This window comes from Dehalobacter sp. CP, assembly GCF_047652685.1.
GTDB lineage: Bacteria > Bacillota > Desulfitobacteriia > Desulfitobacteriales > Syntrophobotulaceae > Dehalobacter.
This window is the reverse complement of the sequence record NZ_CP157399.1, coordinates 1,304,003-1,315,479: the sequence shown is the minus strand read 5'-3', so window position 1 is coordinate 1,315,479 and position 11,477 is coordinate 1,304,003. Positions and strand designations below refer to the sequence as shown.

At 41.1% G+C, this 11,477-nt stretch carries 11 protein-coding genes; 1 reads left to right on the top strand and 10 read right to left on the bottom strand.

Going from position 1 to position 11,477, the window contains the following annotated elements:
• Window positions 1-40: 40 nt before the first annotated feature.
• The 9 genes from AAH944_RS06715 to AAH944_RS06675 form a co-directional block, all read right to left on the bottom strand.
• On the bottom strand, window positions 41-2,407 hold the full coding sequence (locus AAH944_RS06715) for a VapE domain-containing protein (RefSeq protein WP_415537509.1): 2,367 nt from the start codon (window positions 2,405-2,407) through the stop codon (window positions 41-43).
• Window positions 2,404-2,838, bottom strand: coding sequence for a DUF4406 domain-containing protein (locus AAH944_RS06710; RefSeq protein WP_144515342.1), 435 nt, complete (start codon window positions 2,836-2,838; stop codon window positions 2,404-2,406). Before AAH944_RS06710 ends, AAH944_RS06715 begins: the two co-directional genes overlap by 4 nt.
• Window positions 2,838-3,590 (bottom strand): phage antirepressor KilAC domain-containing protein, encoded by a 753-nt coding sequence (locus AAH944_RS06705; RefSeq protein ID WP_415537507.1) that lies wholly within the window; start codon window positions 3,588-3,590, stop codon window positions 2,838-2,840. Before AAH944_RS06705 ends, AAH944_RS06710 begins: the two co-directional genes overlap by 1 nt.
• Window positions 3,591-3,684: 94 nt before the next feature.
• Entirely contained in the window at window positions 3,685-5,619 is a 1,935-nt protein-coding gene (locus AAH944_RS06700) for a DNA polymerase (protein WP_415537505.1), read from the bottom strand.
• 72 nt (window positions 5,620-5,691) lie between these two features.
• Window positions 5,692-6,240 (bottom strand): DUF2815 family protein, encoded by a 549-nt coding sequence (locus tag AAH944_RS06695; RefSeq protein ID WP_415537503.1) that lies wholly within the window; start codon window positions 6,238-6,240, stop codon window positions 5,692-5,694.
• Window positions 6,233-7,381, bottom strand: coding sequence for a DUF2800 domain-containing protein (locus tag AAH944_RS06690; protein ID WP_370832101.1), 1,149 nt, complete (start codon window positions 7,379-7,381; stop codon window positions 6,233-6,235). The genes AAH944_RS06695 and AAH944_RS06690 overlap by 8 nt, the downstream gene beginning before the upstream one ends.
• Window positions 7,374-7,697, bottom strand: coding sequence for an rRNA biogenesis protein rrp5 (locus AAH944_RS06685; RefSeq protein WP_415537500.1), 324 nt, complete (start codon window positions 7,695-7,697; stop codon window positions 7,374-7,376). Before AAH944_RS06685 ends, AAH944_RS06690 begins: the two co-directional genes overlap by 8 nt.
• Window positions 7,672-7,890: a hypothetical protein gene (locus tag AAH944_RS06680; protein WP_000682242.1), complete on the bottom strand. Its 219-nt coding sequence runs from the start codon at window positions 7,888-7,890 to the stop codon at window positions 7,672-7,674. The genes AAH944_RS06685 and AAH944_RS06680 overlap by 26 nt, the downstream gene beginning before the upstream one ends.
• A gap of 46 nt (window positions 7,891-7,936) precedes the next feature.
• Window positions 7,937-8,470, bottom strand: a complete 534-nt coding sequence (locus tag AAH944_RS06675) for an RNA polymerase sigma factor (RefSeq protein WP_415537498.1) — start codon at window positions 8,468-8,470, stop codon at window positions 7,937-7,939.
• 461 nt (window positions 8,471-8,931) lie between these two features.
• Between AAH944_RS06675 and AAH944_RS06670 the strand changes: the two genes are divergently transcribed.
• On the top strand, window positions 8,932-10,137 hold the full coding sequence (locus AAH944_RS06670) for a CGNR zinc finger domain-containing protein (RefSeq protein ID WP_415537496.1): 1,206 nt from the start codon (window positions 8,932-8,934) through the stop codon (window positions 10,135-10,137).
• Between the two features lie 47 nt (window positions 10,138-10,184).
• Here the strand turns inward: AAH944_RS06670 and AAH944_RS06665 are convergent, their stop codons facing one another.
• Window positions 10,185-11,465 carry an LlaJI family restriction endonuclease gene (locus AAH944_RS06665; protein ID WP_340773414.1) on the bottom strand — a complete coding sequence of 427 codons (1,281 nt, stop codon included), beginning with the start codon at window positions 11,463-11,465 and terminating at the stop codon, window positions 10,185-10,187.
• Window positions 11,466-11,477: the final 12 nt, after the last annotated feature.

Genomic DNA, 11,477 nt, shown 5'->3' with positions numbered 1-11,477 from the left:
TTAGGGAAAGAACCAGTACGGGAACAAGGTAAGGTACAACTTAGCGTTGTTCCTCGACTCGGGAATAAGCTCGTTGCTTTCCGTAGACAGGAAACGTTACAACACCATTCTTGTTCCCAGTGTACTTGTTCCACTCACTGATCTTTCTCATAATGGCACCGATGGCATAGGAATCTGAAGGCTTTAGCATTGATGCCTCTTTACCGAAACACTCACACCAAATTTCCATATTGCAGACAAGGGTTCTTTTTACTGTTCCAACACGGGTGCCGCCGCCAAATTCACTACCGCCGAGGAAATTTCTACGCTCGTACAAAGACATCGTGTCCCAATCATCCGGTAAGAGCGTATCCAAGTAAGTACGAACTAGTCCTTCTCGTTCATCCGTTTCCATAGCATCTGCCTGTTCACTGGTTGCCATGGTTACATCATCACCTTCAAGGTAGAGTTTTTCGCCCTTCTCATAAAGAACTAGAGCCTCTGCCCAAATCTGCTGTACTTCCTCTTTGGTCATCTGCCAAGCTTTCTTTTTACTGTTTCCGCTAATGCGGACTGGCCAAAATCTACGGTTACCCGTAATATCCCGAAGAAAGCCGCTTTCGGCATTCGTTGAACCTACAATTACACACTGACGGGGATGGCTTTCCACGTTGACCCCATAACTGGCGCGGTACTTATCATCCGCCCTCGAAATAAAGGACTTCACAATCTCCACATCCGTCTTACGCATTCCGGCAAGCTCACCCAGTTCCAACAACCAATATCCTTGAAGTTTTTCAGCACCTGATTTATCTTTCATGTCCGTAATGGTCAAGCTATCTGAAAACCAATCTCCGGCAAGCTTAGCAAAGAAGGTTGACTTACCGATACCTTGAGGACCGTTTAAGATAAGAACACTATCAAACTTTGTGCCTGGTCTATAAATACGGGCTACCGCCGCAACCATCGTTTTGCGAATTATTGCCTTTGTGTAGGAATTATCTGTTGCACCGAAATAATCAATGAGTAGATTTTCTACTCGGCTAATACCATCCCATTTTGGCAAGGAGTCTAGGTACTCCTTAACAGGATGGTATGCTCGTTCAGTCGCTACCGCTACCACAGCATCCTTGGTCTTGGTAGGAGAATAGACTCCGTATTTACTGCTTAAGTACACCTTAAGAAGTGCGTTATCCGAATCATTCCAACCCATCTTGATCTGTTCCCAAGGCAGACCACCTTTGGCATCGATACCATCACGGTGGCAATTGAAAGCGATATGCTGTAATTCCTCATCATGCCGAATAATCAAGACAATGTTATCCAGTGTGTCTTTTATCCGACCTTGCTTATCTAGTTCCAAACCTGTCTGCCAATCCTCATCACTAAACTCCTCTTCAGCCTGAGCCTGTCTTTCCTTTGCGAACTCGGCTTTTACCGCTTCGTCTTTTATAGCAAACTCGCACATTGCCACAAAAGACGGCATCCTGCCAGGAGCCGTAGTAGTGGAAGCTCTATCATCTAAAGAGCCGAATTTATGAATACGAACGAGGTCAAAAGCATTGAGGAGCAGGCCGCTTGCTGGATCAGTAGCATGGTGGCTGTATGCAAATTTATCATCATAAATAATCACACCCGCACTACTGTCAGCTGGAATATAGTCATAACGCCCTTCCATAGCAGATGGTGCATAAACTGCACCTAAAAATTTATCAATTGCTTCACGAACGGAATAGGCTCGACAGAAAGTTCCTACCACACCTTCCTTTAAAAGCGGATCGGCTTGTTCTTTAAGACTACGTTTAATAACTTCAGACTGCCTGCTTGATACAGGCCAAGTTGATGTATCTCGCCAGTTTTCATATTTTACAAGATAAGCATCTGGGTCAAGTAATGCTCCATCCTGTTCTTCATAGACAAATTCACCATTAGAGGGAGTGGATGGCCAATACATAAGGCGATGGGCTTCATATGTCGTATCATCGAAAAGGTCAATACCAATCTCTTTTGCCACCATACGTCCAACAGCTGCATATTCTTCTTCGCTGATCTCACGAGCAAGGGGAACGATAAGTCTGAGTCTCGGATTTTCTGGTGTGTGCTTATGAGTGGAGTAAACGCAACATTTGAAATCGAAAAGCATACTGATTTGTTCCCAGATATCGGGTCTACCGTAATCCATATCAAGGGTAAGCAAAGAACGACACAGAACATTGCCCTTCTTTCGCCTTCCTTCTTTTAAATGTCCCCCGACAAAGCCGCCCACGTCTTTGATATCATCTTGTTGACCTTTTTTAAGTTTCCGATATTCTTCTACCGTTTCTGTAGTACGTTGGGTTGTCTTTACACGGGAACAAAAATCCCCCCAGGATATATCTTTGTTTTTCCATTTTCTATCCATCCGGCTATTGCCTACTGCAATTTTCATAAGCTATCAACCTCCTCATGCTCCGGACTAAAATACCTGACCATTTGTCTGCGTTTCTTGGCTACTTCAATTTCCCTCGCCATACCGCTTGAGATGGTATTGCCCAGCACCCACACCTCGGAGCATTTGCCCATAAGCACGATGTCCATAAATATGGCAAGCTCTCGTTCCTCTGGGTTTTCATCATCCATAAACTGTGGAAACATAAGATGAGGAGCAATCGGAATACAGTTTTGGTCTAAGGCAAACCTGCAAAAACTACGAGCCTTTTTAACGTTTCCTTCTACATCACCGGAATAGGGAGAACAGATATATACAAGCGGCTTAAAGGCAGATTTTTTCTCTGCCTTTTCCTTTCTCATTATGTTGGTTAGTGCTTCATGGGGAGTTGGGTCATGGTATCCTTCATGGTTAAATTTGTTGATTCCCATTACACACCCTCCATTTCTATCTGAGGCAAAATACCATCCGCCTTCATCAGTTCGTAAATGAAGAGTCTGCCTTTTTGAGTCCAATATGTATGGACCTTTGTATGCTGTTCACCGTTACTGCCAAGGTAGCTATGTGTCTTAGTACTGGTGTATCCTTTTTCCGCATGCTTCTGATATAAAAGCCAGATACCACCTTGCTTAAACTGGACGCCCTTTTTATTAAGATAGCGGTTCATCCAAATAGCTGATTTGCCATAATCTTTGGCAATTGCTGATGTGGAAATGAGGTCTTTGCAATTTAAAACCACATCGTAATAAGAGACTTTCGGTTTCATTTCTGCAATTTGCTGATTCTGAACAGCAACTGTACCTTCAAGCACTTTATTTTGTTTCCTTACTTGTGTTAGCTGTTGATTGGCAATCTGAAGTGCCCTTGCCATGATCGCTTCTGGGGAATTCCATCTTCTTTCTATTTCAAGAAAGTATTGACGGCACTCTTTCCCTTTTGGAGTACGCTGTATCATGCACAGCTCTTTTGCCATGTCAATTGTTAACCGATGGTCAATGCTTGGTCTGCCTCCAGTACTTTCGCTCAAAAATGAGCTAAAGTCTGATCCTTCCTCAAATCCGTACTCACACATTCTTGGAAACCAGTCTTTATAAGCGGTCTTTACTTCCAAGGCTTCATGTAAATCACGACCGAGTACGGTTGGTCGTTGATTTTCATAGTTGATTTTTACTAATTCGTCCATACGAATTACCTCCTGCAATATAGTCAGAGAGGAAACCCCTCTACCTAATAGCCACAGGAGGTAATGATTGTTGAGGATTTTGAAAAAATTTATTTTAATCTTTTTGATAAAACTGACACTCATAGCCATCAGCACTAAGTAACAGGCCATTTGCCCATGTTGGTGTCCTAGCCATCTGTTCACAGATAGCGGAAAGTGACATTCCCATATCCGCCTCGATGATAATTTCATCATGTACATGAGCCACAATAGAACAATTCTTCAATGTCTGCATGGCATGACACAAAATGTCTCGACTAATTGCCTGAACAATATTCTCTACAAATTTTGGGCCATAACTTTCGATTCTTTCCCATTTTTTCGTCCCACCGACACCTTCGTAAGTAACCGACTCACCGCCGAACATATTCTCTCCCATACGAGGTTTCACATAGGCAAGCCGTCTACCAGAAGGGAGGACAATAAAGAGCATTCCACTTTGATATATAAATTTAATGCCGTGTGTCGCTGTGGGAGTCTTTTGCTTAACACAAGTTTTTACCGCACGGTCAACATCCCACCACAATTTTGTAATATTGGGATTGGATTGTCTCCAAGCCGTTACAAGGGGCTGAAGTTCCTCTTCTTCAATTCCCATCTCCAAAGCACCCATTGATTTTAATGCTCCAATAGATCCACCGTAACCAAGGGCCAGTTCAGCAATTTTACCTTTTTGACGAAGGTGACCGTTCACACCATGCTTTTCAACAGGTACATTAAACATCTGAGATGCACTGGCACAGTAGATGTCACCGCCCTTTTGGAATACATCTAATCTCCATTTTTCACCTGCAAGCCAAGCAATGACGCGAGCCTCAATCGCTGAAAAATCTGCAACGATGAACTTCATGCCATCTTGGGGTATAAAAGCTGTACGGATAAGTTCCGACAGTACCTCTGGGATTGAATCATAAAGTAAAGTAAGTGCATCAAAGTTTCCGCTTCGAACTAAAGCTCGAGCCTGTTCTAAATCGGGCATATGGTTTTGGGGGAGATTTTGTAGTTGAATCAGCCTGCCAGAGAATCTGCCGGTTCTGTTGGCTCCATAAAACTGGAACATTCCTCTTGCACGACTGTCATTACATACCGCATTCTCCATTGCCGTGTATTTTTTCACCGATGATTTTGCAAGCTGCTGGCGAAGTTCCAAAACAGTGCCTAGTGGTTCAGGTGCTGTCTTTAACATCTCAGCAACTGCTTTTTTACCAAGGGTATCTGTTTCTAGCCCATTATCGGCAAGCCAGTCTTTCATTTGTTGTACAGAATTTGGATTATCTAAATTGGTTATATTCTGCATTAAAGCCATTAGCTTTTCACGGGAATGTTCATCTATTGCAACAGCCTGTTTTACGAAAGTCATGTCAATGGCAATGCCACGGTCATTGATTACCTGGTCGAGATGATATTCCTCCCAGATGTTCTCAGGCATCGGAAACTTAGATAATTTCTGTTGTATAGACATCTCGGCTTCCACATCACGAAGGTTATATGCTTTAAACCGCTCCCATTTATCCATGTCATGTTCTGGCAGATTACGAACTCGACCACCATTTGATTTAGTAGGGGAGCAAGGTGTACAGAAATATTTAATGAGGTCTTTACCCTCTGTTAACTTTTGTTTCTCCAAACCTAGAACTGCACCAACTCCCTCCAAAGAAAGAGGTAATCCCATATATGCCGACCATATCATGGAACATTTCCAGGATGCAGGATCAAGATAATCTGCAAGGTTAAGCCATTTTGATAGACACACACGCTCAAACATTGCATTGAAAGCCCACTTAGTAACGGAATTATCCATAAGTGCATTTATAATTTCATCTGGTATTTCCTCCCCGCTGGCAAGGTCAACAACTTGTACTTCGCCACCGTCCACCGAATAGCCAAATAGTAGAATTTCAAAATCATCACTCTCGGCATAACGGTAAACTCCAGACTTTTGAAGATTGGCACTACTAAATGTTTCAATATCAATAGAAATAGAATTCATGTATTACCCCTCTTTCCAATGCAAACAAGGTGGCAGAAGAACAACCTCCACCACCTCGTCTGTATTTATTCTTTATGCTAGAAAATCATCATCTTCAATAGTTGTGAAGTCATCAGCTGCATTGGTTCTTCCGCCTAAAGGCTCTCCATCGCTTATCTTCTGGATGTTGCCAAGTCCACATGCTACACCCTTATTGCCATTAGAGTTAAAAGCATAGAAATTTAGGGATACTCTTGCATAACAACCACTGTAAACCTCGTTACGATCCAAGATAGGTCTGACTGCTTTATCTACTATTTGGGGTGGAGTCTTGCTGTTGGCATTTACAAAGTAATGTCCTTTGTAAGCCTCGTCATCACGTTCTACGTCACCGTCTCGAAGTGGCAGTTTGATAGCAGCCTTATTCGGCTTTTTACCGCCAAACTTTGCAATGCCCTCTTCAACGGCTGCATCTACGGCTGCATTGATAGCATTGATGGTTTCCTTATCTGTTTTTGGAATCAATACGGAAACGCTGTATTTTTCTGCTCCACCATTGATGGATACGGGTTCCCAGCCATGAAAGTAGCTGAGTCGTGTGTTAACGCTTGTAACAACCTTAGTTCTGTTTTGATTATTCATATTCCGATTCCTCCGTTATTTCGTTAAATTCGTTTTTTACGTTTGATATATTCATAGCTGGCCGCTTATCCGAAATTGGAACCAGCGTTGGCTTACCTGGTGGTTTATGTATGAGACCACCGAGGATTTCTTCGAATTTCGATTTACTCATCAGCTTCTGCATTTCCGTAAGGGTAATGAGACTCTGACGGTAGATATCTTTATAGCCATTTGCCTTGGCTGCTTCAGCCACAGCCTCTTCGTCCTTATATTTACGGATAGACCTTCCCTCGACTACCTTAAAACCGTGCCACTCTTTCCCGTGATTAACGGCAGCATCCGTGGCATAAGCAATGATTTCATTTGCCCACTTTGTAAGGTCGGACAATTTAGAGAGAACTTCCTCAATTTCAGAATCCGTAAGCAGGGGTGGCAGTTTAAACTCCATCTGTGCTAATTTCAGCTTTTCTTCTGCTCTTGCACGGCATTTGACAGCCGCTCGACAGAAAGTACACCATTCACCTGGAAGATAGTCACCTTCGCCTTCATAGGCCTTCTTCGCCTTTGGCTTCAGTTCATTTTCTGCCCAGTCTTTTAATTCCTTTACCGGGATTGTCCATGTGCTGACATTTTCCCTGCGGGGTTGGAAGATGGTCATGGAAACCTCCTCGATGTCATACAGGCTATCATAGATTTCCAAAGCTCCAAGGGCATATAATTTCATTTGCGGATTATCTACCGCATCTACCAGCACACCCATACCATACTTAAAATCGATAATATGAAGCTTTTTATCGCCAATGATGATGCAGTCACCAGTTCCGAACCCCTGTGGTACATAGCAGGAAAAATCAAGACGTTGTTCAATAAGTATTAACGGGTCCGTACAGCTTTGCCTTGCCAGTTCAAGCTGCTCCATTACAAATTCCACATAGGCATCGCTGTGTTCTTCCATCTCATCGGTGTTATAAGCCGAGACAGGACGCTTACTCCTCATGTGAAGTGCTTTTTTAAGTTTATGTTCACAGAGAGCATGGGCGGCTGTACCTTCAGCGGCCGCATTGGATTCGCTATTTTCAAATTCTAGTTCCAATCTTGCAGATGGAAGGCAATTAAGCCACCTATGGGACCCTGATGCGGAAAGTACTGCGTGATCACTCATTACCTAGTACCTCCGCATCTTTCAACATATCTGCATAATGTTTTGGGTCAACTTCGCTTAATTTAGAGCCACCGTATTTTTGGATGATTTCCCTCACTTGGGCAGTAAGGCCAACCTGACTTTTTTCAGCAAGTTTTGCTCTGACTTCCTCCAGAGTGATTTCCTTTTTCTTTGGCACAGATTCTTTTACGGTTGTAGTCGGTTCTTTTGTTTCCACAGGTTCATTGCCGGCCATTACATCAGCAACCGCTTGTATACTGTCCGCCAAAGAACGCATATCAGAAACCACATCAAGAAGTAGTTTGATTTTGCTCATGGTTTAATCCTCCCTCCTTAATCTCACTGATGGCGAGTTCCTGAACGGTGTCACCCGGAACAAGGATAGTCAGTTTCTGCTTATCACCAAGTAAGAAACGAAGGAAACGCTCCCTTATGGTGACATTACGACAGGAAACAATCCCGCCAGATTGTGGAGTTTTTGAAACACTGATTTTCAAATTGTGTTTCATGTTCTTCACCTCTTTCCGAGAGCGTTTATGTGTTGCCCTCTACCTATTAGCCCTGGCAAGAGGGGAAAGTTGAGGATTCTGGAAAAACTTTTTTGAAATTCTTCTTAGCTGTATCTAAACGGTGTGAAATGGCACTTTTACTAACACCCTCACGCTCTGCATACTCTGTTACAGAAACACCATCTAGGAATATAGCAATCAATAACTCTGCTTGTTTTTCCTTGAGGGTCTTGCGGATAACTTCACAGAGGTATTCATACTCTTCTTTTTTATCCCGAGCCACTTCATCGGTGTTATCAGGGAAATAGTCCATATGATCCGTAGCATCTTCGGATTCATCATCCTTGCGGAAGGTCCTTTTTGGCATCCCTCTGTGTCTGTCAAATTTATGCCAGTTATTGTACTCGGGCTTGTTAAAACGCTCGTCCATAATCTCCTGTGGCGAACGACGAGTTACAGTTTCCTTGTCCTCGACAGAAGACAGCCTGTCCTCGTAATCTGCATCAATCATTAAGGTGAAGTCCTCGTCTGGTACCTCTAGATAGATAGATTTGTTTTCGTGCTGAATTCTAATTTTCATTTTGCATCCTTTCCGCCGGACTGCATTGGCGGCAAAGGATATAAAAATAGGTCTGTGCCTCGAAGTACACAGACCCTTTGTCCTGAAAATGAGCGCAACAAGGAAAGGTACTTCTATTGCAACGTATAACAATCCTTAACGGACTGAAACGTAACAATATGTATCCTTTGCCCTTATTGCAAATCAGGCATTTGATATTTTTTTGTAGACAGGATCGGGTCGTCCTATCGGACTACAAAGAACCTATCCTTTGTCTGATTTCATTTTATGACTTCCAAAAAGTAACTGATAGTCAGCATATTAACTATTACTTTTTTAGAATATTTTTCTAATAGTTATTGTTAATATTATGAAAATGAGATATTATTAACCTATAATTATTTTTATAATTACTAATTTTGGAAAATTAAAATAATAGATTACTATTACCATTACTTTTGAGTGTTAAGGGGGTTGCGCTAATGGCTCAAAATACTGAAAATTTTTTTGAAAATAATTTATTTCGATTTGGCAGTTGCTCCTGTGATTGCGTTGAAGATATCATTCATACTGCACCTGGACAGCCAGAGAAACGAGTTTTAAAGATACAAGCTGTACCAACAGATACCATTCACTTTGCTTTCGCAGCTGGTGATGTAGGATTAGTTCGTCTTGGTACCAAAGGTGCATTAATTGAAAAGAATATACTGGGTAATTTAATCTCTATTAAAAATGGGGACACTGCTGAATTATTTAGTTTTTTCAAAAGAAATGGTTTCTTTTTCAACGTAAGCAGTACAGAATATGAGGAGATTGACGGGGCATTAATCTTTGAATTAATTAATAGAATTAGAGCAACCGTAGAGCTTATGAGTGCCCTTACAGCGATCCGTAGAGATTATGACAGGATATTGCACTTAACTTTATATTTGCTTTTATCGGAGCCTATCGCTTTAGACCTTCCTTCACTGGAAACCCCATATACAACTTGTAAGCATCCTTTTTTAGAGAAAATAAAAAACGCCTCTAATCTACCAGTAGTAGACCGAGGTCAAGAAAGTTTTGATAAATATACATATTCGATTTGTGATACCATCTACTCTCCAATTTATGAGTTGGATATTAATGACTACAATGATATTGTTGGTGGTTATATGAAATCCAAAATTGGGTCTGATAATCCTAATTTTAAGAACCTAACACTTTTATACTGTAATGGAATTTATGAAGATCTACGGCTCCGGGAAATCATTGATTTTCTATTTCACTATCAATATGATGTTGGCATTATAAAAGCAATTGACTATGAAAATGGCATAGAATATTTCACAGCACCAGACAGAGACAATTTTGATAAACCTCTCAAAGATGCTTTAATTAAAGTTGCACAAATTGTGTTAGGGGAAGAAGTAAATGCTAATCTTGATGGCATTCACCCTCAATACGATGCTGTTAAAATGTCTCCATCTTGGAACATTGATACTTTGATGGCGGCACTTTACTTTTCAATTTTTTATATGACTCAATCTGAATTATATCGCCGTTGTGCTAATCCAAACTGTGGTGTGTATTTTCTTGTAAGAACCACTTCAACACGGAAAAGATACTGTTCAGATGAATGCCGTAACAGATTCCAGCAACATAAACACCGACAAAAGAAACGTTCCGAGCTAGAACGACTTGAATGAAAAAAGGCCTCTGCTATACAGTTAAACTGCATAACAGAGGCCTTTCTTCAGTTATTCTCTTGTAATTTAGGTGGCGGCACTTCACCTTTAGAAAGAACCGCCTCTATGCAATCTGCTAATTGCACTTTGAATTTTATAGGATTTCCAGTATACACGTACATTAAGTATCTAGTATCTACCACAATTCCTTGAATTCTTTCATAGTTTAATTTATTAGATTTCCAATCTCCAACTGCCTCTCCTATTGTTCCAATAGGTTCCCCTAAGTTAAAGTAGTTATCTGCCATATTGTATGGCATTATGAAAGCATTAAATAGTGACTCATTAGCTATTTTTCGAGTTTGATGTAAATACTCACCATACGTAATCTGCTTATTTATCGAGGATGCATTAGGTAAGTCGTCTGGATTACCAGTTCGCCCATATTTATAGTACTTGGCATCTAATACATAATACTTACCGTTGTATATCATAATACTATCTGGAAGCAACGGACGCTTTTCTTTGTATTTACCATAGTCAAGCAGCCAGCGAGTTCGAGGAAAGTATTTGTCTTTATCCTTCTCTCCAAATACTCTATCTATCAATCTCTCCCAAACGCCTTCAAAGTTATCTGTACCAAAGTAAAATTGCTTTTCAGATGTCTTTTCATCCAAATATTCTAGCATATCCTTCATAGCCTTAAATAATCTCTTATCTTTATCATTGAAGGTGTGCATCAATTTATCATTGATTATGATAATTGATGTTTTTATATCAGGATGTGGACCTGGTGGTGGCGGCATATATGGAACATATAACCAACCCAATTTTTCAAAGCTCTCATAAACGCAATACCTGTTAATCTGGGTTATAAGTTTTGTTTCATTAGGTGTAACCGAACGGACTGTAAATTGTGTATAAATAAGCGAGTTTACACCATCTTTTTGTTGTACAAGCGGAGTCTGATTCCGGAATGTTTTGGGCCAATGAGCACTACCTCTTGCACTTGTTACATAGGTTGGATCTGTTTCAACGTAATACTGCCCGCCTTTTCCTAAGTAATAATTGATTACTTCTAAGTAGGCATGGATGGGAAAGTCCACAGTCTGTGGTGCCTCGAATTTATTCATTGCAAGCACACGGTCTTTTTTTTCTGTGAATTCCGAAAGCACTTGAAAAAGATGCTTTATATCAGTCCTAATTTCTGCATCTGTTTCAGGCAACTGATATCCTAATGGAAAATAGACGATAGCATCATCGGAATCCGCCTTCACTCCTACAAAACGATCTCCATCTTCATTCGTATTTACATGGCAGCGCCTTCTAATATCTAAATCTCTCTCCATATAGAATCACCG

Excerpts from the sequence above, each read along its gene's own strand:
- AAH944_RS06715 (WP_415537509.1), bottom strand. The coding sequence starts at position 2,407 with ATGAAAATTGCAGTAGGCAATAGCCGGATGGATAGAAAATGGAAAAAC.
- AAH944_RS06700 (WP_415537505.1), bottom strand. The coding sequence starts at position 5,619 with ATGAATTCTATTTCTATTGATATTGAAACATTTAGTAGTGCCAATCTT.
- AAH944_RS06705 (WP_415537507.1), bottom strand. The coding sequence starts at position 3,590 with ATGGACGAATTAGTAAAAATCAACTATGAAAATCAACGACCAACCGTA.
- AAH944_RS06680 (WP_000682242.1), bottom strand. The coding sequence starts at position 7,890 with ATGAAACACAATTTGAAAATCAGTGTTTCAAAAACTCCACAATCTGGC.
- AAH944_RS06675 (WP_415537498.1), bottom strand. The coding sequence starts at position 8,470 with ATGAAAATTAGAATTCAGCACGAAAACAAATCTATCTATCTAGAGGTA.
- AAH944_RS06710 (WP_144515342.1), bottom strand. The coding sequence starts at position 2,838 with ATGGGAATCAACAAATTTAACCATGAAGGATACCATGACCCAACTCCC.
- AAH944_RS06695 (WP_415537503.1), bottom strand. The coding sequence starts at position 6,240 with ATGAATAATCAAAACAGAACTAAGGTTGTTACAAGCGTTAACACACGA.
- AAH944_RS06685 (WP_415537500.1), bottom strand. The coding sequence starts at position 7,697 with ATGAGCAAAATCAAACTACTTCTTGATGTGGTTTCTGATATGCGTTCT.
- AAH944_RS06690 (WP_370832101.1), bottom strand. The coding sequence starts at position 7,381 with ATGAGTGATCACGCAGTACTTTCCGCATCAGGGTCCCATAGGTGGCTT.
- AAH944_RS06665 (WP_340773414.1), bottom strand. The coding sequence starts at position 11,465 with ATGGAGAGAGATTTAGATATTAGAAGGCGCTGCCATGTAAATACGAAT.
- AAH944_RS06670 (WP_415537496.1), top strand. The coding sequence starts at position 8,932 with ATGGCTCAAAATACTGAAAATTTTTTTGAAAATAATTTATTTCGATTT.